At 62.5% G+C, this 21,540-nt stretch carries 13 protein-coding genes; 1 reads left to right on the top strand and 12 read right to left on the bottom strand.

The genetic code is table 11. The features are described from left to right. Positions 1–117: 117 nt before the first annotated feature. From AB5K84_RS28520 to aceE, 12 genes are all read right to left on the bottom strand, one after another. Positions 118–1,494, bottom strand: a complete 1,377-nt coding sequence (locus tag AB5K84_RS28520; protein WP_011086512.1) for a sigma-54-dependent transcriptional regulator — start codon at positions 1,492–1,494, stop codon at positions 118–120. Continuing rightward, complete coding sequence (locus AB5K84_RS28525; protein ID WP_011086511.1) at positions 1,487–3,382, bottom strand: sensor histidine kinase; 1,896 nt, start codon at positions 3,380–3,382, stop codon at positions 1,487–1,489. The genes AB5K84_RS28520 and AB5K84_RS28525 overlap by 8 nt, the downstream gene beginning before the upstream one ends. Then, positions 3,375–4,379: a cytochrome d ubiquinol oxidase subunit II gene (locus AB5K84_RS28530; protein WP_011086510.1), complete on the bottom strand. Its 1,005-nt coding sequence runs from the start codon at positions 4,377–4,379 to the stop codon at positions 3,375–3,377. The genes AB5K84_RS28525 and AB5K84_RS28530 overlap by 8 nt, the downstream gene beginning before the upstream one ends. Further along, positions 4,376–5,767 carry a cytochrome ubiquinol oxidase subunit I gene (locus AB5K84_RS28535; RefSeq protein WP_051000301.1) on the bottom strand — a complete coding sequence of 464 codons (1,392 nt, stop codon included), beginning with the start codon at positions 5,765–5,767 and terminating at the stop codon, positions 4,376–4,378. The genes AB5K84_RS28530 and AB5K84_RS28535 overlap by 4 nt, the downstream gene beginning before the upstream one ends. 74 nt (positions 5,768–5,841) lie before the next feature. Then, complete coding sequence (locus AB5K84_RS28540; protein ID WP_011086508.1) at positions 5,842–7,164, bottom strand: NAD(P)/FAD-dependent oxidoreductase; 1,323 nt, start codon at positions 7,162–7,164, stop codon at positions 5,842–5,844. A gap of 48 nt (positions 7,165–7,212) precedes the next feature. Beyond that, positions 7,213–9,489 carry an NADP-dependent malic enzyme gene (locus tag AB5K84_RS28545; RefSeq protein ID WP_011086507.1) on the bottom strand — a complete coding sequence of 759 codons (2,277 nt, stop codon included), beginning with the start codon at positions 9,487–9,489 and terminating at the stop codon, positions 7,213–7,215. Between the two features lie 68 nt (positions 9,490–9,557). Continuing rightward, the gene (phbB, locus tag AB5K84_RS28550) at positions 9,558–10,283 is read right to left on the bottom strand and encodes an acetoacetyl-CoA reductase (protein ID WP_011086506.1); all 726 of its coding nucleotides are present in this window, start codon (positions 10,281–10,283) and stop codon (positions 9,558–9,560) included. Positions 10,284–10,406: 123 nt separating this feature from the next. Then, positions 10,407–11,579 carry an acetyl-CoA C-acetyltransferase gene (locus tag AB5K84_RS28555; protein WP_011086505.1) on the bottom strand — a complete coding sequence of 391 codons (1,173 nt, stop codon included), beginning with the start codon at positions 11,577–11,579 and terminating at the stop codon, positions 10,407–10,409. Positions 11,580–11,639: 60 nt separating this feature from the next. Continuing rightward, the gene (locus tag AB5K84_RS28560) at positions 11,640–12,974 is read right to left on the bottom strand and encodes a dicarboxylate/amino acid:cation symporter (protein WP_011086504.1); all 1,335 of its coding nucleotides are present in this window, start codon (positions 12,972–12,974) and stop codon (positions 11,640–11,642) included. 45 nt (positions 12,975–13,019) lie between these two features. Then, on the bottom strand, positions 13,020–14,765 hold the full coding sequence (gene lpdA, locus AB5K84_RS28565; protein WP_011086503.1) for a dihydrolipoyl dehydrogenase: 1,746 nt from the start codon (positions 14,763–14,765) through the stop codon (positions 13,020–13,022). Between the two features lie 17 nt (positions 14,766–14,782). Next, entirely contained in the window at positions 14,783–16,351 is a 1,569-nt protein-coding gene (locus AB5K84_RS28570) for a dihydrolipoyllysine-residue acetyltransferase (RefSeq protein ID WP_441232699.1), read from the bottom strand. Between the two features lie 23 nt (positions 16,352–16,374). Beyond that, the gene (gene aceE / locus AB5K84_RS28575; RefSeq protein WP_085966832.1) at positions 16,375–19,062 is read right to left on the bottom strand and encodes a pyruvate dehydrogenase (acetyl-transferring), homodimeric type; all 2,688 of its coding nucleotides are present in this window, start codon (positions 19,060–19,062) and stop codon (positions 16,375–16,377) included. A gap of 603 nt (positions 19,063–19,665) precedes the next feature. Between aceE and lipA the strand changes: the two genes are divergently transcribed. Then, positions 19,666–20,634: a lipoyl synthase gene (gene lipA, locus AB5K84_RS28580; RefSeq protein ID WP_011086498.1), complete on the top strand. Its 969-nt coding sequence runs from the start codon at positions 19,666–19,668 to the stop codon at positions 20,632–20,634. Positions 20,635–21,540: the final 906 nt, after the last annotated feature.

Consider the following 21,540-nt stretch of genomic DNA (forward strand, 5'->3'; position numbering starts at 1 on the left):
TTCCGATAACGGGCGGCTTCTGCCGGCGCCCTTTGCCCTCGGCTGCACCGAGAGCGTGCTAGCTATCTGGGCCCGCATGGGCGGGCCGGTCGGTTCGTCCCACGGTCCGCCGCGATCTCAGGACCCGGAGCGGACGGCCGCACCCTCCCTGATGCCATCGACATTCACGGAGAGGCGTTTGATCTTGTCGTACAGCGTCTGCTTCGGAATGCTGAGAAGCGCGGCCGTTGCCTGGACGTCGCCCTGCTTGCGCCGGAGCGCGTCCTCGATGATCGATCGCTCGATGTTCTCGAGTTGCCGCGGCAATGACACATCCGACGTACCGAAACCGGATTTATTGACCGCCTTGCTGTCGAGGACACCGAGCACGAAACGGTCGGCGACGTTGCGAAGCTCGCGTACGTTGCCCGGCCACGAATAGGCCAGCAGGTGAGACATGGTCTGTTCGTCCAGAATCGGGGCGTCACGCTCGAACCGCCTCGCCGCATCCAGGGTGAAGTGCTCGAACAGCAGCGGGATATCCTCCCGCCGTTCGCGCAACGGCGGGAGCTCGATGAAAGCGACGCCGAGGCGATAGTACAGATCGGCACGAAACAGACGCTTTTCGCTCAGCTCGAGCAAATTCACCTTGCTCGCAGCCACGACACGGCAATCCACCGCGATCGCCTTGTTGGTGCCGACGCGCTCGATCGAGCGATCCTGGAGCGATCTCAGCAATTTAACCTGGACGCTCAGCGGCATGCTCTCGATCTCGTCGAGGAACAGCGTTCCGCCACTGGCGTATTCGATCTTTCCTATCCGCTGACGGGTGGCGCCGGTGAACGCGCCCACCTCGTGGCCGAACAGCTCGCTCTCGACCAGCGATTCCGGCAGACCGCCGCAATTCACCGCGACATAATTGCCGCCGCGGCGGCCGCTGTGATTGTGCAGGCAGCGCGCGACGACGTCCTTGCCGGTTCCGGTCTCACCATAGATCGTGACGTCGACATTGGTCGCCGCCAAGGTGGAGACGAGCCGGCGCACCTCCTGGATCTGCGGTGATCGGCCGAGCAAGCTCGCCTCGATTCCGTTGCGGTCCGCCAAGGCGGACCGCAACGATCGCACCTCGAGCGTCAGCCGCCGCTTCTCCGCCGCCCGGCGCACCACTGAGATCAACTGCTCCGAGGAGCAGGGCTTCTCGATGAAATCATAAGCGCCGGTCCGCATTGCCTGCACGGCCATCGAAATATCGCCATGACCCGTGATCAGGATCACAGGCAGATCCTGGTCCAGTCGGCGCAGATCGGACAGCCAGTCGAGACCGCTACGCCCGCGCAGGCGCACATCGCAGACCACGACAAAAGGCATATCTGCCCGAACGGAGCCGCTGGCGCTCTCAACCGAGGCAAATCCGGAAACGGAAAATCCTGCGAGCTCGAGCGCCTGGACGCCGCCGATCCGGACGTCGTCGTCGTCCTCGACATAGATCACGCCGATCGATTGGTCATCACCCATGCGAGGCCGCCTCTGCTATCTCTGCCAATGGAAGGGTCACGACGAATTCGGCACCATCAGGCGTCAGGTTTCGCGCATGCAGTTCGCCGCCGAACGAGCGTGCAATGTGATTAGAAAGCATCAGGCCAAGGCCGAGCCCCTTTCCCGCGGGCTTGGTCGTCACGAACGGCTCGAACATGCGCTGCAGGACGTCGGAGGCGATCGTCGGCCCGCTGTTGCTGATCACGATGCGGCAGCGGACGGTCTGCGCCTCTTCCCTGCCCGCCCGGATCAGGATCGACTTCCGCTCGACACCTTCCACGGCATCCAGCGCATTGGCCACGATGTTGCACAGCAGCTGCTCCAGCCGTGTCTGATCGGCAACGACGAAGAGCTTAGCGTCGATCTCTGTCGCCACGGCAACACCACCCTCCTTGACACGCCCGGCCAATATCTTGAGCGATTCAGCCACTGCATGCTCGACGGACACCGCGCCAAGCGGGCTGCTCGACTTGTACGCGAACACGCGGAGCTGGCTGGTCAAGCGGCCGAGCCTCCGCACCAATTCGCCAATTCGGGTGAGATTTCCGCGAGCATCGCCAATCGATCCGCGATCAACGAGCAGGACCGCATTGTCGGCGGCAGTTTGCAGGGCCGCCAGCGGCTGGTTCAACTCGTGCACGATGCCGGCCGACATCTGGCCGAGGGCTGCCAGCTTGCCGGCATGAACGAGTTCATCCTGCGCAGCCCGCAATTCGGCGGTGCGCTCCTGCACCCTGGTCTCGAGCATGTCGTTGGCCGCCTGCAACGCGGCTTGGCTCGCCAAGCGTTGCTTGATCTCCCGGCGGCGTTGCTCGACAAGACCAAGCGCCAGCAGCGCGACGAGGGCGGCGAGACCCGATATGATCCCGATGATGAGCGCGGTCTGCCGCGTGGGCGCCTCGTCGTCGAGAAGCACGAGCTTCCACAGACCGCGGTTGATTGGGACCTCGCTGACCGTATAGGCGGTACCGTTCTCCGCTATGATCCGTGCCGTGCCGTTCTCAGATTGATCGACGAGCGTCCATCCAAGTGGCACAAGATCGTGGTTTCCGTAGGGTTTGAATCGCGCAATGTCATCACGTGTTGGAACCGAAAGCGGCGCCATGGGGCGATAGCGCCACTCGTCGCGGGCGGCAAGGATCGTCACCTTGCGCTCGTCGACCAGAAGAATGTCGTTGTCGGTGCTGCGCCACGCCCGCTCGAACGAATCCAGATTGACCTTGACGGTCGCGATCCCCTTTGTCGTTCCGCCGTCCTTCAGCGCATAGGACAGATAGTAGCCGGCGCGCGCGGTCGTGATACCGACACCAAAGAAGGCGCCGCGGCCATTCGAGAGCGCTTCGCTCACATAGGGGCGATACGACAGGTTTTCGCCGAAGGGCGTGCCGGGCTGGTCGAAATCAGCCGCGGCCAATGTCGCGCCGGTGACGCCAAGGACATAGAGATTGTCGGCTCCCGCAAGCAGGTTGATCGACTTCAGATACAAGCTGACGTTTTGCTGCAGTGCAGGATCGCTGGGCGCCTCGAGCAGCCGGAACACGCTGGGCGATGTCTCCAGGAGAGACGGAAGATATTCAAATCTCGACAGGTAGCCGTCGAGCCTCGCGGCCTCGACGGTCAGCCGCTGCTGGGCCGCGGCGTGCAGATGGTCCAGTCCCCGGCGGAACGTGACCATGTATCCCAGCCACGCCGCCGCGGCGACCAGCGCGAGGGCAAATGCGCCACGAACGAGCCAACGCGTGGAAACCGGCACCACCGAACTGACTTTGGCAGGTCCCTTGACGCTCACCAGGGATAGAAGCTCCGTCATCTCCTGAACCAGCACAAACTGTGGAGCACCGGCCACTGCGGACGACGGCTCACGCATAGTCCAACTCTATGGCCTTGCCTCGGAATACGCGATAGGAAAATCCGGTGTAGGCGATGATGACCGGCAGTGTCACGCAGACCCCGATCAGGATCACCTTCAGCGACTCCGGGCTGCTGGCGGCCTGCCAGACCGTGAGCCGGTCGATCACGACAAACGGATAGATGCTGTAGCTGAGCCCGAGGAAGCTCAGGAAGAAGACCAGGACCAGCAGCACGAAGGGCAGCCAGCACAGTGCCCCGCGCACGGCTGGCGTCCCCAGCAGAAGGCGAACTGCCAGCAGCGCAACGCCGGACGTGATCGGGATCGCCGCCACCGCGATGATCGCCGGCAGCGTGAACCACCTGACGCGGACGGTCTCGCTGATCCATGGCGTTGCCATCGAGATTAGGATCAGGCCCAGGACCATGGGTGCCCAAGCGATCTTGCTCCACTCGATCGCCTTCTCCTGCAGTTCACCCTGCGTCTTCATAACGAGCCATGTCGCGCCGAGCAGCGCATAGGCCATCGGCAGCGCCACCGCGATTGCGCCAGCGAAGATCGGATAATTCCAGCCTTCGCCGAACCCGCTGATGTAGCGGCCAAGCATCCAGCCCTGGCAGATGGACGCCAGCATCGACCCGGCGATGAACATGCGATCCCACATCGCCTTCCGGGCCGCCTTCGCCTTGACCCGGAAATCAAACGCTGCGCCGCGCAGAATCAAGCCGACCAGCATGAGCGCGCTCGGCAGGTACAACTCCGACAGGACCAGCCCATGCGCCTTCGGGAAGGCGACCAATAGAAGGCCGACGCCGAGAACGAGCCAGGTTTCATTCGCATCCCAGAACGGGCCGATTGACGCGACCATAGTATCGCGCTCCTCGGGCGTCGCGCGGTGCATGAGCATGCCGACCCCGAGGTCGTAGCCGTCGCTGACGACATAGACGAGCAGCGACACCCCCATCAGCCCGATGAAGATCAGTGGCAGCATCTCGTCGAAGGACATCACCATCATGCGAACTCTCCGCGGCCCTGATACCGATGCGGGTCCTCCGCAAACTCCTCCGACATGACCGACGCCGTGCTCTTGTCCGGCTTCTCCGCCATGTATTTGAGCACGCCGACATAGGCCGCCAGCAGGCCGACATAGAGCGTGACGTAGATTGCCAGGGTCAGCGCGATACTCGCCGACGGAACGCGCGAGGCAACTTCGCTGGTTCGAATCAGGCCGGACACGATGAAGGGCTGGCGTCCGATCTCGGTGACGTACCATCCGGCGATCGTTGCAACCCACCCGGCAAAGGTCATGCCGGCAAACAGTGTGAGCAGCGGTCGCGGCATACGGGAAAAATCCCAGCCATCGCGCCAATGCCGCCAGAGCCCGACCCAGCTGACCAGCAGCATCAGGATGCCCGTTCCCACCATGATCCGGAACGACCAGAACAGCGGCAGCACCGGCGGATGGGCAGATGGAAACTCGTTCAGCCCCTTGAGCTCCCCCTCAGGGTCGTGACGTAGGATCAGGCTCGCGAGCTTTGGCACCGGCAGCTCGAAACGGTTCGACCGCGTCGCATCGTTGGGAATCGCAAACAGCAGCAGCGGAGCCCCGCGCGCCGTTTCCCAGATACCCTCGACCGCCGCGATCTTCTGCGGTTGATGCTTGAGCGTGTTAAGCCCGTGAAAGTCGCCTGCCACCATCTGCGCAGGCGCGGTGAGCGCCGCGAACACGAGTCCGGCCCGCAGCACCCGTGACGCGCTTGTCATCGCGACACCCTTCAGGAGCTGCCAAGCGCTGATCCCGATCAGCAGGAACGCGCAGGTCAGCGAGGACGCCAGCACCATATGGACGAAGCGGTAGGGAAAGGATGGATTGAAAACGATCTCAAGCCAGTCCTTCGCATGGAACTGGCCGTCGACAATCTCGTAGCCCGCCGGCGTGTGCATCCATGAATTGAGGGCAAGGATCCAGAACGCGCTCATCAACGTGCCGAGCGCGACCAGAAAGGTCGCCCCCAGGTGAACCATCTCGCCGACGCGGCGGTGACCAAACAGCATGACGCCGAGAAAACCCGCTTCCAGGAAGAACGCGGTGAGCACCTCATAGCCCAGCAATGGCCCCGCGATATTGCCGACCCGCTCCATATAGCCCGGCCAGTTGGTGCCGAACTGGAAGCTCATGGTGACGCCGCTGACCACCCCGAGCGCAAATGTCAGGGCGAATACTTTGGTCCACAGACGATAGGCGCGAAGCCAGTCCACCTTCTGCTGCGGGTCGGTTGCGCGCAGATGCTTCAGGCGGAAGAACAGCAGCACCCAGCTCAGTGCGATCGAGATCGACGGAAACAGGATATGAAACGTGATGTTCGCGGCGAACTGGATACGCGCAAGGAACACGGCGTCCATCAGCATCCCCCCAGGCTCGAGCCAGCGTCAGGTGCGCGACGGCTGACACGATATTCATCTCCAGCATGCCTACGTCAGTGAAGCTTGACGTGCGGTTCGGTCCGCCGAGTGATCAGGCGGGCCAGCGTGTCAAGCGCTACCTTCACCGAACCATGCAGAGCGTGTTCGTGCATCTTGTACAGCGACAGATACATCATCCGCGCGAACAGCCCCTCGAACACCAGGCTGCCGCCGACCAGCGCGCCCATCATCGATCCGACCGTGCTGAACTCGCCGAGCGACACCAAGGAGCCGAAGTCCCGGTAGCGATAATCCTTGAGAGCCTCGCCGCGCAGATGCCGCGGGATCTGCGAGTAAAGGTGGGACGCCTGCTGATGCGCCGCCTGCGCACGCGGCGGCACGTTGCCCCGGTCGCCCCATGAGCAGGCCGAGCAGTCGCCGATCGCAAAGATGTTATCGTCGCGCGTGGCCTGCAACGTCGGCCGTACGACAAGCTGATTAATGCGGTTGGTTTCGAGGCCTGCGATCTCCTTCAGGGAATCGGGCGCCTTCACGCCAGCAGCCCAGACGATCAGTTCGGCGGGAATCGTTCGCCCGTCTGTCAGGCTCACATGGTCGGAGCCGACTACGGAGACCTTGGCACCCACGAGCACATTAACGCCCAACCTGACGAGCAACTTTTCCGTCTCTTTTGAAACCCGTTCGGGCAGCGCGGGAAGTACCCGGTCCGCGGCTTCGATCAGCGTGATTCTGATGTCCTTCTGCGGATCGACCTGATCTAGTCCGTGGGCCACGACTTCTCGCGTCGTCCGGTGCAGCTCCGCCGCAAGCTCGACACCGGTCGCGCCGGCGCCGATGATCGCGACCTTCAACTGGTGTTCCCCAAGGGGCGAGGATTGGGCATGGGCGCGGATACACGCATTGACCATTCGCTCGTGAAAGCGCTTCGCATCTGCCTGCGATTCCAGCTTGATCGCGTGCTCCGCGACGCCCGGCGTGCCAAAATCGTTGTTCTGGCTGCCGACAGCGATGACGAGGACGTCATAGTCAAAGCTCCGCTTCGGCGTCACCTCACGGCCTTCGGCATCGAGATAGGGGGCCACCAGCACCTGACGGCGCTCCCGGTCGATTCCGATCATCTCCCCGATCCGGTAGCGAAAGCCGTGCCAGTAGGATTGCGCGAGATAGTCGACCTCGTGGGCCGCGATATCCATGCTTCCGGCCGCAATCTCGTGCAGCTTCGGCTTCCACACATGCGTGCGGTTGCGCTCGATCAGCGTGACGTCGAGCCTGCCCTTGCGGCCATATTTGTCGCCGAGACGGGTCGCGAGCTCCAGTCCGCCCGCCCCGCCTCCGACGATCACGACCCGGGGTTTTCCCGCTTGCGCCTCACTCATGATGGCCTCGACCGATCGCGTTCACAGTTCGCCCAATCGGATCTCAGATCAGGCTCTCTCCGACACCGCATCCGCGGCTGCGACGGCGGCCATGTTCACGATGCGACGGACGGTGGAGGACGGCGTGAGAATATGGGCCGGCTTCGCCGCGCCGAGCAGAATGCCGCCGACCGTCAGCCCCTGCCCCGCGGCCATCCGCAGCAGATTGTACGAGATGTTGGCGGCGTCGAGATTGGGCATTACCAGTACGTTCGCAGGCCCTGCGAAGCCGGACTCCGGAAACTCGTGGTCACGCACCGACTGCGAAAGCGCGGCATCTCCACGCATCTCGCCTTCCACCGCGAGGTCGGGCGAGCGCTCCCGAATGATCGTGCGCGCTTCCCGCATCTTGTGCGCTTCCGGGACCGCGGAGCTTCCGAAGCTTGAATGCGACAGCAGCGCCACGCGCGGCGTGATGCCGAACCGCTTAACTTCGGCGGCCGCCAGCAACGCGATGTCAGCAACCTGCTCGGCAGTCGGATTGAGATTGCAGTGCGTGTCGCAGATGAACAGCTGATGCTGCGGGAGAATGAGCATCTGCATCACGGCGAGGGTCCGCACATCGTCCCTCGTCCCGATCACGTTCTTGATCGCGGCCAAGTGATCGGCGGTTCGCCCGATCACCCCGCAAAGCATCGCATCGCCGATCCCCCGCTCGAGCAGGATCGAGGCGAGCACGGTCGCGTTGCTCCTTGTCTCCGACAGCGCAAGGGCCGCCGACACGCCGTCGCGCTTCCTGCGCGCATGATAAACATCGGCGCATTTGGAATAGACCTGCGCATCGTGCGGATCGATGATCTCGCAGTCCTGTCCGGGTCTGAGCCGGAGACCGAAGGCCTTGATGTGCTGTTCGATCGTCGCCGGCCGGCCAAGCAGCAGCGGCTTTGCGATCCGCTCGTCGGCGATGACCTGTGCGGCCCGCAGCACGCGCTCATCCTCGCCCTCCGCCAGAACAAGGGATTTTCCGCTCCCCTTCGCCACCGAAAAGACCGGCTGCATCGCATTGCCGGACTGGTAGACGAATCGGCTCAGCTTCTGCCGATAAGCGTCCATATCGACGATCGGACGCCTGGCAACACCCGTATCGGCAGCCGCCTTAGCTACCGCCGGCGCAATCATCTCGATGAGTCGCGGATCGAACGGCTTTGGAATGAGATAGTTGCGCCCGAAGCGAAGCTCCTCGCCCTTGTAGGCTGTGGCGACCACCTCTGGCACCTCAGCCATAGCCAGGTCCGCCAGCGCGCGCACCGTCGCAAGCTTCATCTCCTCATTGATGGTGGTCGCGCCGCAATCGAGCGCGCCGCGGAAGATGAACGGGAAGCACAGCACATTGTTGATCTGGTTAGGGTAGTCCGAACGTCCCGTGCCGATGATCGCATCGGGGCGGACCGCCAGCGCGTCCTCCGGCATGATCTCCGGAATCGGATTGGCCATCGCGAAGATCAGGGGATCGCGCGTCATCTTCTTGACCATCTCAGGGGTCAGCACCTTGCCGGCCGACAGGCCAAGGAAGATGTCCGCATCCTGAATGATGTCATCTAACTTGCGCGCCTCCGTCTTCACAGCATAGCGCGCCTTGTTATCGTCCATGCTTTCGGCGCGGCCGGCATACACGACGCCCTTGGCATCGGTCACGATGATCCGCTCGCGGCGCAGTCCAAGGCTCACGATCAGATCAAGGCAGGCAAGCGCCGCAGCGCCCGCGCCGGAGCACACCAGCTTGACGTCGGCGATGTCCTTCTTGACCAGCTTCAGTCCATTGAGGATCGCCGCCGCGGCGATGATCGCAGTGCCGTGCTGGTCGTCGTGAAAGACCGGGATCTTCATCCGCTCGCGGAGCTTCTTCTCGATGTAGAAGCATTCCGGCGCCTTGATGTCCTCCAGGTTGATACCGCCAAAGGTCGGCTCCATCCTGGCGATCGTCTCGACCAGCGCATCAGGATTCTCCTCGGCGAGTTCGATGTCGAAGACATCGATCCCCGCGAATTTCTTGAACAGGCACGCCTTGCCTTCCATGACCGGCTTGCCAGCCAATGCGCCGATATTGCCAAGGCCGAGCACGGCGGTGCCGTTGGTGACGACGGCGACGAGGTTACTGCGCGCCGTCAGCACATCTGCTTGCAACGGATCCTCGGCAATGACCAGGCAGGGCTCCGCCACGCCGGGCGAATACGCCAGCGCCAGATCGCGTTGGGTGGCCATCGCCTTGGTCGGCACCACCGAGATCTTTCCCGGCGTCGGCAGGCGATGATATTCGAGTGCGGCTTCCTTCAGGTCCTGGTCCATCGTATCCCTCGACTTGATTCCCTCGTTCGGGAGGCCGATACGCGGCCTCCCTCTGCTCTCAAGCGGCCTCAGATCATGTGCTGGCCGCCATTCGCCGAGATCGTCGATCCCGTGATGAAGCCGGCATCGTCGGAGGCGAGGAACACGACCGTGCGCGCGATCTCGTGTGGTTCGCCGAGGCGACCGACCGGAATCTGGGGCAGGATGTTCTTGGCTACGATCTCCGGATTGATCGCCTTGACCATCTCGGTCGCGATATAGCCGGGGCAGATCGTGTTGACGGTGATGCCGGCGCGAGCCCCTTCCTGAGCCAGCGCCTTCACGAAGCCGATATCACCTGCCTTGGCGGCGGAATAATTGACCTGGCCCATCTGGCCCTTCTGACCATTGATCGAGGAGATGCAAATCACCCGGCCGAACTTGCGCTCGCGCATGCCTTCCCACACTGGCCGCGTCATGTTGAACAGCGAGTTCAAATTGGTGTTGATGACCGCGTACCATTGCTCCGGCGTCATCTTGTGGAACATGCCGTCCTTGGTGATGCCGGCATTGTTGACCAGCACGTCCACCGGACCAAGGTCAGCCTCGACCTGTTTGAGACCCGCGGCACAGGCGTCGTAGTTCGAGACGTCCCATTTGTAGACGTTGATGCCGGTCTGGCTCTTGAACTTCGCAGCCGCCTCGTCGTTACCGGCATAGCTCGCCGCTACCTTGTAGCCGGCCGCCTTGAGCGCGATCGAAATCGCCTCGCCGATACCGCGCGTTCCGCCGGTCACCACCGCAACTCTGGACATGATCTCCTCCTGATCCTGGTCGGTTCAATCTCTATTTGCCGGCGCTCGGCCAGCCGTTGTCGTTCGCGAACGGCGTGGTGCCGTCCGCGATTCTCTCCGGTTCTAAAAACCGGCTTTGCTCTTCTAGCGTTCGACCGTTAGGGCGACACCCATGCCGCCGCCGATGCACAACGTGGCAAGCCCCTTCTTCGCACCCCGCTTCTGCATCTCGAACAGCAGCGTCGTCAGCACGCGGGCGCCGGATGCACCGATCGGATGGCCGATGGCGATGGCGCCGCCGTTCACGTTCACGATCGACGGATCCCAGCCCATGTCCTTGTTGACGGCGATGGCCTGGGCCGCAAAGGCTTCGTTGGCCTCGACGAGGTCGAGATCTTTGACCCTCCAGCCAGCCTTTTCCAGCGCCTTGCGCGAGGCCGGAATCGGCCCCGAACCCATCACCGCCGGATCGACGCCGGCCGTGGCCCACGAGACGATCCTGGCAAGAGGCGCCAGGCCGCGCTTGCTGGCTTCGTCCGCGCTCATCAACACCAGAGCGGCCGCGCCGTCGTTGAGGCCCGAAGCGTTGCCCGCCGTCACCGAACCTTCCTTGTTGAAAGCGGGCTTCAGCTTGGCCAGCGACTCCTGCGTCGTGCCGGGGCGGATATATTCATCCTGGTCGACGACGACGTCGCCCTTCCTGGTCTTGACGGTGACCGGAACGATCTCATCCTTGAACCGGCCGCCCTTCTGCGCATCCTCGGCCTTGTTCTGCGAGCTGGTCGCGAACGCATCCTGCTCCTCGCGGGTGATCTGCCATCTGGCCGCGATGTTCTCTGCCGTGACGCCCATGTGATAGCCGCGGAAGGCGTCCATAAGGCCGTCCTTCAGCATGGAGTCGACGAACTTGACGTCGCCCATCTTGGTGCCGTTCCGCAGATGCGACAGATGCGGCGCCATCGACATGGACTCCATGCCGCCGGCGACGATGATCCTGGCATCACCATTGGCGATCTGCTGCAGCCCAAGCGCGACCGACCGCAGGCCCGAGCCGCAGAGCTGGTTCATGCCCCATGCCGTTTTCTCCTGCGGAATGCCGGCCGCCATCGCGGCCTGCCGCGCGGGGTTCTGCCCCTCACCACCGGATAGCACCTGCCCCAGGATGACTTCATCGACATCCTCGGGCGAGACCTTCGCGCGATCCAGGGCGCCTTTGATTGCGACAGCTCCGAGCTCGTGTGCGGACAGCGCGCCGAACGCCCCGTTGAAGGAACCGACTGGCGTCCGCGCCGCGGAGACAATTACCACATCCGTCATGACCAACTCCCTTGATAGCCCGTGATGTCCGGGCGGTGATCGGTTGGCACCATCGTGCCCTTAGCCCGTCGTTACGGCGACCTCGAGGTCGGTCGGATCGACGTTGCGATCGAGTGCGACGCGCAGCTTCTCGCGGTCGAGCTCACCCTCCCACCAGGCGACGACGACGCAGGCAACGCCATTGCCGCACAGGTTCGTCAGGGCCCGGCACTCGCTCATGAACTTGTCGATGCCGAGCACGATCGCCATGCCGGGAAGCAACTCGGGCCTGACCGCGGCGAGCGTACCGGCAAGCGTGATGAAGCCCGCGCCCGTGATGCCGGAAGCGCCCTTCGACGTCAGCATCGCAACGACGAGGATCGTCATCTGCTCACCGAACGAGAGATCGACGTTCATCGCTTGGGCGATGAAAAGCGTCGCCAGCGTCATGTAGATGTTGGTTCCGTCAAGATTGAACGAGTAGCCGGTCGGCACGACCAGTCCGACGACGGACTTCGAACAACCGAGAATCTCCAGCTTCTCCATCATCTGCGGAAGAGCGCTCTCCGAGGACGACGTGCCGAGCACGATCAGCAGCTCATCCTTGATGTATTTAAGGAACTTGAAGATCGAGAAGCCGGCGATACGGGCGATGATCCCGAGACCAACGACCACGAACAGAAACGCAGTGAGATAGAAAGTCGCGATCAGGCCGGCGAGATTGCCGAGCGCCTGGGGGCCATAGCGACCGATCGTATAGGCCATCGCACCAAAGGCACCGATGGGCGCGACCTTGACCACGATCGAGATGACGCCGAACATCGCGTGGGCGACATCGTCCACGAACGAGCGGACGGTATGAGCCCGCTCGCCGAGCCCCATCAGCGCAAAGCCGAACAGGATGGCGAACAGCAGGACCTGCAGGATCTCACCTTGCGCGAAGGCCCCGACCACCGTGTCCGGGATGATGTGGAGGACGAAGTCCACCGACTTCATCTCGCTCGCCTGTTTCGCATAACCGGCGACGGCCGCAGCATTCGACTGCCCCTGGAAACCCGCTCCCGGACGCAGCACGTTGGCGACGACCAAGCCCAACGCCAGGGCAAAGGTCGAAACGACCTCGAAGTAGACGAGCGCCTTGACCGCGACGCGGCCGACCTTTTTCACTTCGGAAATGTGCGCAATGCCGGAGACGACCGTACAGAAGATGATCGGCGCAATGGCCATCTTGATGAGCTTGACGAACCCGTCGCCCATCGCCTTGATCCAGTCGTTCTTGCCGATATCCGGCCAAAGCCAGCCGACGATGACGCCGAGCACGATCGCCGCGAGAACCTGAACATAGAGGATCCGATAGAACGGCTTCTTCTGCGTCGCAGTCGCCGTTGCAGAGGTCGCAGTGATTGTTGCGGACACTGTGTTTTCTCCCTGATCTCGCTGTGCCTGCGTTAGCAGGCCGCGCTATTTCTTCTTCTGCGGCGGCAGATCGGTGCAGTGGCCCTCAAAGACCTCCGCTGCCATTCCGATGGACTCGCCGAGCGTCGGATGCGGATGAATGGTCTTGCCGATATCGGCCGGCTCACACCCCATTTCGATCGCAAGGCAGACCTCGCTGATCAGATCGCCCGCATGCGTGCCGACGATCCCGCCGCCGATGACGCGATGCGTCGCCGTGTCGAACAACAGCTTTGTGAAACCCTCGTCGCGGCCATTGGCGATGGCGCGGCCGGACGCCGCCCACGGGAAGACCGATTTGCCAAACTTAATGCCCTCGGCCTTGCACTCGTCCTCGGTCTTGCCGGCCCAGGCGACTTCGGGATCGGTATAGGCGACCGACGGGATCTGTCGCGCGTCGAAATAGGATTTTTCGCCATGGGCGACTTCGGCAGCCACATGGCCTTCATGCACGGCCTTGTGCGCCAGCATCGGCTGGCCCACGATGTCGCCGATCGCAAAGATGTGCGCCACGTTGGTACGCATTTGCTTGTCGACGTCAATGAAGCCGCGATCGGTCACCGCGACACCAGCCTTCTCGGCGCCGATCTTCTTGCCGTTCGGGCTTCGGCCGACGGCTACCAGAACGAGGTCATAGACCTGCGACCCGGACGGCGCCTGCTCGCCCTCGAAGCTGACCTCGATTCCGGCCTCGGTCGCCTTCGCGCCGACGGTTTTGGTCTTCAGCATCGCCTTGTCGAAACGCTTCGCGTTCATCTTCTCCCAGACCTTGACCAGGTCACGGTCGGCGCCCTGCATCAGGCCGTCGAGCATTTCGACCACGTCGATGCGCGCGCCAAGCGCCGAATAGACCGTCGCCATCTCGAGCCCGATGATGCCGCCGCCGATCACCAGCATGCGCTTCGGGATCGACTTCAGCAGCAATGCGCCCGTCGAGTCGACGATGCGCGGATCCTCGGGCAGGAACGGCAGCTTCACCGCCTGGCTGCCAGCAGCGATGATCGCCTTGGCGAACTTGATCGTCTTCTTGCCGCCCGCAGTGACCACTTCAAGATGATGCGGATCGAGGAAGGCACCGACGCCGGTCACCACCTCGACCTTGCGGGCCTTGGCCATCCCGGCGAGACCACCGGTCAGCTTCTTGATCACGCCGTCCTTGAACCCGCGCAGCTTGTCGAGGTCGATCTGCGGCGCACCAAACGAGATTCCGTGGTCCGGGAGATGCTTGACCTCATCGACGACGGACGCCGTATGCAGCAACGCCTTGCTTGGAATGCAGCCGACATTGAGACAGACGCCGCCGAGCGTGTCGTAACGCTCAACCAGCACGGTCTTCATGCCGAGATCGGCGGCGCGGAAAGCGGCCGAATAGCCGCCGGGCCCGGCGCCGAGCACCAGCATCTCGCATTCGATATCCGCCTTGCCGGAATGAGATGCCGGGACAGGCGCAGCTGCGGACGACGTAGCGGCAGGCTTTGACGCCGGCGCAGGCGGCGGAGCGGCCGCGGCCCCCGCAGTCTCCAGCACGAGGATGATCGAGCCTTCACTGACCTTGTCGCCAACCCTGACTTTGACCTCCTTGACGATTCCGGCATGCGAGGACGGGATCTCCATCGACGCCTTGTCGGACTCGACCATGATGAGGCTGGTGTCGACCGCCACGGTCTCGCCGGGCTTCACCATGACCTCGATCACCGCGACGTCCTTGAAGTCGCCGATGTCAGGAACCTTCACTTCGATCTGCTGAGCCATGCTGCTCTCCCCCGAACTCAGAACAGCACCCGCCGCAAATCGGCGAGCACGCTGGCGAAGTAGACGTTGAAGCGGGCGGCGGCCGCGCCGTCGATGACCCGGTGATCCCAGGACAGCGATAACGGCAAGGTAAGGCGCGAGGCCCAAGTCTTGCCGTCAGGCGAATGCTGCTTCCAGTATCCCTTGCATACGCCCATGATCGCGACTTCCGGCGCGTTGATGATCGGCGTGAAGTAGATGCGGCCGATGCCGCCGAGCGACGAGATCGAGAAAGTGCCCCCTTGCATCTGGTCCGGCTTGATCTTGCCCTCGCGCGCAAGCTTGGCGAGCGCGTTCATCTCGTTGGCGATCTCCGGCAACGACTTCTTGTCGGCATCGCGGATGACAGGCACCATCAGTCCGTTCGGCGTGTCCGCTGCAAAGCCGATGTGCCAGTAATTCTTGTAGACCAGGGTGTCGCCGTCGAGGCTGGCGTTGAACTCCGGAAACTTTTTCAACGCCGCAACGGCCGCTTTCACCATGAACGGCAGCAGCGAGAGCTTGACGCCGCTCTTCTCCAGCTCCTTGTTCATCTTGACCCGGAACTGCTCGAGTTCGGTGATGTCGGCCTCGTCATGAGTTGTGACGTGCGGAATGACGACCCAGTTGCGATGCAGATTGGCTGCCGAGATCTTCTTGATGCGGCCGAGCTCCTTGCGCTCGACCGGCCCGAACTTCGCGAAATCGATCTTGGGCCAGGGCAGAAGATCGATGCTGCCGACACCGCCTCCGCTCGCCGCCGCAGCCTGCGGCTTGGCGGCGGGCGCACCACCCTTGGCAGAGGCCTCGACGTCCTCACGCACAATCCGGCCGTGATTGCCCGAGCCCTTGATCTTGCCGAGATCGACGCCCATCTCGCGCGCCAACTTGCGCACCGCCGGACCGGCATAGGCCAGCGCGAAGGCTTGTTCGTCGACCCCGGCGGCTTGCACCGCCAATGCCGCGGCTGTCGCCTGTGATGCGGGTGCCAGTGCGGGCGCGGCAGCGTTCGCCGCAGCGGATGCGTCACCGGTCGCGAGCACGAGGATAATCGCGCCCTCGCTGACCTTGTCACCCGTCTTCACCTTGATCTCGCGCACCGTACCCGAGAGCGGAGCCGGCACTTCCATCGTTGCCTTGTCCGATTCGAGCGCAATCAGCGGATCCTCCGCCTTGACGCTATCGCCGGGCTTCACGAAGATTTCGATGACCGGCACGTCCTTGAAGTCACCAATGTCGGGGACGCGTACCTCGGCCACACCGGCCGGCGCGCTGACCGGCGACGGCGGCGCACTGACGACCGGGCGCGTTTCGGCCTGCTCGGCGCCCGCGCCCTCGAATTGCACGATCACCGCACCTTCGCTTACCTTGTCGCCAACCTTGACGACCACGGACTTCACCACGCCATCGCGCGGTGACGGCACTTCCATGGTCGCCTTGTCGGACTCGAGCGCGACCAGCGGGTCCTCGGCCTTTACCTTGTCGCCCGGCTTGACGAAGACCTCGATCACCGGGACGTCCTTGAAGTCGCCGATATCGGGAACCTTGATGTCGATCAGCCCACTCATTGCTCTGCCCTCGGCTCCCAGCCTCACACGGTCCACGGCGCGGCGCGCCCGGCATCGATTTGATATTTGGCGATGGCCTCGGCCACGACCGCGGGCTTGATCGCTCCCTCATCGGCGAGCGCCTTGAGGGCGGCGACCGCGACGTAGTGCCGGTCGACCTCGAAGAATTTGCGCAGCTTCACGCGATAGTCGCTACGGCCGAACCCGTCGGTGCCGAGCACGACGTAGCGGTGCCCCGCCGCCTGTACATATTCCCGGATCTGGTCGGGGTAGTTGCGCATATAATCGGTGGACGCCACGACCGGCCCCGGATGTCCCTTGAGCTGCGATTCAACCCAGCTCTCGCGACGTGGCTCGGTCGGATGCAGCAGGTTCCAGCGCTCCGCCGCCATGCCATCGCGACGCAGCTCGTTGAAGCTGGTTGCGCTCCAGACGTCCGCGGCCACGCCGAAGTCTGCCTTGAGCAGATGGGCGGCCGCGATCACCTCGCGCAGGATCGTGCCCGACCCGACTAGCTGGACGCGGAGGCCCTTCTTCGCGGTCTCGCCTCCGTTTTTCAGGAGATAGAGTCCCTTGAGAATCCCCTCCTCCGCCCCTTCGCCTGCATCGGCCAGCGCTGGATGCGGATAGTTCTCGTTCATCAGAGTGAGGTAGTAGTAGACGTCCTCCTGCGCCTCATACATGCGGCGCATGCCTTCGCGCACGATGGTCACGACTTCATAGGCGAAGGTCGGATCGTAGGAGATGCAGTTCGGGATCGTGGCCGCGAGCACGTGGCTGTGGCCGTCCTCGTGCTGCAAGCCTTCGCCGTTTAGCGTAGTTCGGCCGGCCGTGCCGCCGAGTAGGAAGCCGCGTGCGCGCATGTCGCCTGCAAGCCAGGCGAGATCGCCGACACGCTGCAGGCCAAACATCGAGTAGTAGATGTAGAACGGGATCATCGGCACGTTGTTCGTCGAGTAAGACGTTGCCGCGACAATCCAACTCGACATCGCACCGCCTTCGTTGATGCCCTCCTGGAATACCTGCCCGCTCTTGTCTTCGCGGTAGTACATCAGCTGGTCGGCATCCTGCGGCCTGTAGAGCTGGCCGACTGACGAATAGATGCCGAGTTGCCGGAACATGCCCTCCATGCCAAAGGTGCGAGATTCGTCCGGCACGATCGGCACGATGTGCTTGCCGATCACCTTGTCGCGCACAAGGGTGCCGAGCAACTGCACGAAGGCCATCGTCGTCGAGATCTCGCGGTCGCCGGTATTTTCGAGCAAGCGCTGGAACGTCGAGAGCGGTGGAATTTGCAAGGACGCGGATTTCCGCCGGCGTTGCGGCAGGTAGCCGCCGAGCTTTTCACGCTGCGCCCGGAAATACTTCATTTCCGGACTATCTTCCGGCAGCCGGAGGAAAGGCACCTTGGCAAGGTCCGCGTCGGCGACCGGCACCTGGAAGCGATCACGAAAGCCACGCAGCGCGTCCTGCGTCATCTTCTTCGCCTGATGGGCGATCATCTGGCCTTCGCCGGATTCGCCCATGCCGTACCCCTTGACGGTTTTCGGCAGAATGACCGTTGGCTGGCCCTTGTGGTTTACGGCGGCGGTGTAGGCGGCGAAGACCTTCTCGGGATCATGGCCGCCGCGCGCGAGCTGCCAGATCTCGTCGTCGCTCATATCAGATACGAGTTGCTTCGTTTCCTCGTACTTGCCGAAGAAGTGTTCGCGAATGTAGGCGCCGCTCTTGCTTTTGAAGTCCTGGTATTCGCCGTCGACGCATTCTTCCATGAGCCTGAGCAGCCGCCCGCTCTTGTCCTTTTCCAGCAGGCGGTCCCACCCGGAGCCCCATAGCACCTTGATGACGTTCCAGCCCGCACCGCGGAATACGCTTTCGAGCTCCTGAACGATCTTGCCGTTGCCCCGAACGGGTCCGTCGAGCCGCTGCAGGTTGCAGTTGATGACGAAGATCAGATTGTCGAGGTTCTCGCGGCCGGCGAGTGAGATGGCGCCGAGCGATTCCGGCTCGTCGGTTTCGCCGTCGCCCATGAACGCCCAGACCTTCCGGTTGGACGTCTCGGCCAGCTTGCGGTTCTCGAGATATTTCAGGAACCGCGCCTGATAGATCGCCATCAGCGGCCCCAGGCCCATCGACACCGTCGGGAACTGCCAGAAATCCGGCATCAGCCAAGGATGCGGATAACTCGACAACCCCTTGCCGCTCGTCTCCTGCCGGAAGCTGAGAAGTTGCTCCTCGCTCAACCGCCCCTCGAGAAAGGCGCGCGCGTAGATGCCGGGCGAACAATGTCCCTGAACGAAAATCAGATCGCCGCCATGGGCATCGGTCGGCGCGTGCCAGAAATGGCCGAAGCCGATGTCGTAGAGCGTCGCAGCGGACTGGAAGCTCGCGATGTGGCCGCCGAGCTCCGAACTTTCCTTGTTGGCGCGCAGAATAATCGCCAGCGCATTCCAGCGGATGATGGAGCGAAGCTTGTGCTCGATCGCGCGGTCGCCCGGCAGCGCAGGTTGCTGATCCGGCTGGATTGTATTGCAATAAGGCGTCGTCAGCGACTGTTCGATCTGAAGGCCGCTGTGTCGCGCCGCATCGAGCATCGCATTGACGACGAACTCGGCGCGTTCATTGCCGCGGTGCCCGCGGACCGCCGACAGGGCATCAAGCCATTCCCGGGTTTCCTGCGGGTCCTGATCGTGAGCGTCCGCGATCGTCATTACCTTCTCCATTGCATGCCAAGCCGAAGTCGAGCGCCAAGGTTCATTGCGGCCCGCGTTCATGCGGACGCGCGCAATGCCGAACGGTCGATATCCCGGTCGCTTTAGGTCGTGAGTTGAATGTTGGCTGGCATCTGAACGTCCCCTCGCACGGTTTATTTTAGAGCTGTCGCTTCTTTTGACAGATCATTAAGCAGCATTCATGCCAGCCCACGGAAAGTACGGTATTCCCAGCGATGTCGTTCAATTTGCTTGGTTTTACCGGATTGCTGATTGCTCCCGCGACGGCGTTCAGGCCGGATCCGTCTGAAGCTCCGGAAAACCGGCCAGAGCGACCGCCCGAAATATCGGACCGACCTGACGGAAGGTTCCGAATGCCAGGCGATGCCGTCACCCGGCCCGCGGGGACTGGAGCATCCGCAAGTGAGAACAACGCGATTACAAATCAGGTTGACGCGTGTCATCGCGATAACTGAATGTCAGCGACCAAGCGCGCGAGACTCCATTGTTGGCACGCGATTGCTTGCGCAAGTCGAGACGTATCATGCAGTTTGAGCGAAGCCGCCGGCATGTTTGGCTCTGGCACATCACAGGGATGGGTGCATGAAAGTGATACTTGATCTCCTCAACAACGATCCGCGCACGACGCAGCGGACCGAAAGGCCGCGCCATCCCGAAAAGGCCAACCGCCCGGACACACCGATGGAAAGCAGGCCCGCATGGATCCGCGTGAAAGCCCCCGGCTCCGCCCAATGGACTGAGACGCAACGTATCGTGCGCGAAAACAAGCTCGTGACCGTCTGCGAGGAAGCCAGCTGCCCCAACATCGGCGAGTGCTGGGCGAAGAAGCACGCGACCTTCATGATCATGGGTGACACCTGCACGCGCGCCTGCGCGTTCTGCAACGTGCGCACCGGCCTGCCCGGCCCGCTCGATGCCGACGAGCCCGGCAAGGTCGCCGACGCCGTGGCCAAGCTCGGGCTCGAGCACGTGGTCGTGACATCGGTCGATCGCGACGACCTCGCCGACGGCGGCGCCGCCCATTTCGCAGCCACAATTGCGGCGATCCGCGCAATGAGCCCGGCAACGTCAATCGAAATCCTCACGCCTGATTTCCTGCGCAAGCACGGCGCGCTCGAAACGGTCGTTGCGGCAAGGCCAGACGTGCTCAATCACAATCTGGAAACGGTGCCGTCAAAATATCTCGCGGTACGCCCAGGTGCCCGCTATTTCCATTCGGTGCGACTTCTGCAACGCGCGAAGGAGCTCGACCCGCGCATCTTCACCAAATCGGGAATCATGGTCGGCCTCGGCGAGGATCGTAGCGAGGTGCTGCAGTTGATGGACGATCTGCGTTCCGCCGACGTCGACTTCCTGACCATCGGCCAGTATCTCCAGCCGACGCGCAAGCACCATGCCGTGATGCGCTTCGTGCCCCCTGATGAATTCGAGGCCTATGAGAAGACCGCCTATGCCAAGGGATTTCTCATGGTCTCGGCCACGCCACTGACGCGATCCTCACACCACGCCGGTGACGACTTCCGCAAGCTGCGCGAGCGCCGACGCGCGTAGCTACCTCTGCGACTGGATCGCGCTACTCCACAAACGGGACACCCTGCACAACCGTCACCCAGGTCCACGGCTTAGCCGTAGCTCAGGCTGAACAAATTGGCAGGGCAATATGCTCGTCTTGCTCACAAACGAATGGATTTTGTTGCACCTCCTGAGATTCTTCTTGATCTTCCCGTGCACACGTTGTGCACACGCAGGCTTCTAAGTGTTTGAAAACCCTAAACTCTCGCTCCAATCCATCATGGGCGAGTTTGAGCTAACTCCAGCAATCTATGACCTATTGGGGCCAATCATAGCAAGGTTCGTCCTACCAAAGACAATGCAGAAGACCGTCTTTCACCCTTGCCCCATGAGCCCACCGTGAAATGTCCAGGAGCGCCGAAAACATCCGGCTGCGCATTCATCGACGTCAGCAACGCCCGATGCCACATGACATTGCGCGGCAAATTCGAAGAGCCCGCCGGCGAAGACCAAGGGTGGTCTCAGCAAGGCACAGCTGAGGAAGAGCGAGGCGCAGCATCGCAGCCACTGCGAGCAAAAGCAGTGGGCTAAGATTGCCCCGTTTGGGTCATGTCGGAAATGGCCGGTGCTATGTGGATGGCTTGTGCGGTGACCATAAGAGCCTCCATTTCTTTGATTTCATCGCCGGACGGTCAGCAACATTTGCGAAGTGTCAATCGCATCTGAGCAGCCAACTGGCGATCCGTCTTCGCATTGAAATTTCCTTTGTGTGCAATCGGGCACGTCGTAGAACAGGCGCCAACTGAGGATGTTTCGCGATGCGAATTCTCTTTTGAGTTGATATGACATACGTCCGCATCGAAGTTTCTGCGGTCATACAAGGGCGTACGCCATGCTCGCGTGATGCAACCGAGGGCTGTTTGTTCGATGGTGCAGTGCGCTCCT

This window comes from Bradyrhizobium sp. 1200_D9_N1_1 (assembly GCF_052075915.1).
GTDB classification, from domain to species: domain Bacteria; phylum Pseudomonadota; class Alphaproteobacteria; order Rhizobiales; family Xanthobacteraceae; genus Bradyrhizobium; species Bradyrhizobium diazoefficiens.

What these genes read in the sequence shown, in the direction of transcription:
- AB5K84_RS28520 (WP_011086512.1), bottom strand. Translation starts at nt 1,494, where the DNA reads ATGGGTGATGACCAATCGATCGGCGTGATCTATGTCGAGGACGACGAC.
- AB5K84_RS28525 (WP_011086511.1), bottom strand. Translation starts at nt 3,382, where the DNA reads ATGCGTGAGCCGTCGTCCGCAGTGGCCGGTGCTCCACAGTTTGTGCTG.
- AB5K84_RS28530 (WP_011086510.1), bottom strand. Translation starts at nt 4,379, where the DNA reads ATGATGGTGATGTCCTTCGACGAGATGCTGCCACTGATCTTCATCGGG.
- AB5K84_RS28535 (WP_051000301.1), bottom strand. Translation starts at nt 5,767, where the DNA reads ATGGACGCCGTGTTCCTTGCGCGTATCCAGTTCGCCGCGAACATCACG.
- AB5K84_RS28540 (WP_011086508.1), bottom strand. Translation starts at nt 7,164, where the DNA reads ATGAGTGAGGCGCAAGCGGGAAAACCCCGGGTCGTGATCGTCGGAGGC.
- AB5K84_RS28545 (WP_011086507.1), bottom strand. Translation starts at nt 9,489, where the DNA reads ATGGACCAGGACCTGAAGGAAGCCGCACTCGAATATCATCGCCTGCCG.
- phbB (WP_011086506.1), bottom strand. Translation starts at nt 10,283, where the DNA reads ATGTCCAGAGTTGCGGTGGTGACCGGCGGAACGCGCGGTATCGGCGAG.
- AB5K84_RS28555 (WP_011086505.1), bottom strand. Translation starts at nt 11,579, where the DNA reads ATGACGGATGTGGTAATTGTCTCCGCGGCGCGGACGCCAGTCGGTTCC.
- lpdA (WP_011086503.1), bottom strand. Translation starts at nt 14,765, where the DNA reads ATGGCTCAGCAGATCGAAGTGAAGGTTCCTGACATCGGCGACTTCAAG.
- AB5K84_RS28570 (WP_441232699.1), bottom strand. Translation starts at nt 16,351, where the DNA reads ATGAGTGGGCTGATCGACATCAAGGTTCCCGATATCGGCGACTTCAAG.
- aceE (WP_085966832.1), bottom strand. Translation starts at nt 19,062, where the DNA reads ATGACGATCGCGGACGCTCACGATCAGGACCCGCAGGAAACCCGGGAA.
- lipA (WP_011086498.1), top strand. Translation starts at nt 19,666, where the DNA reads ATGAAAGTGATACTTGATCTCCTCAACAACGATCCGCGCACGACGCAG.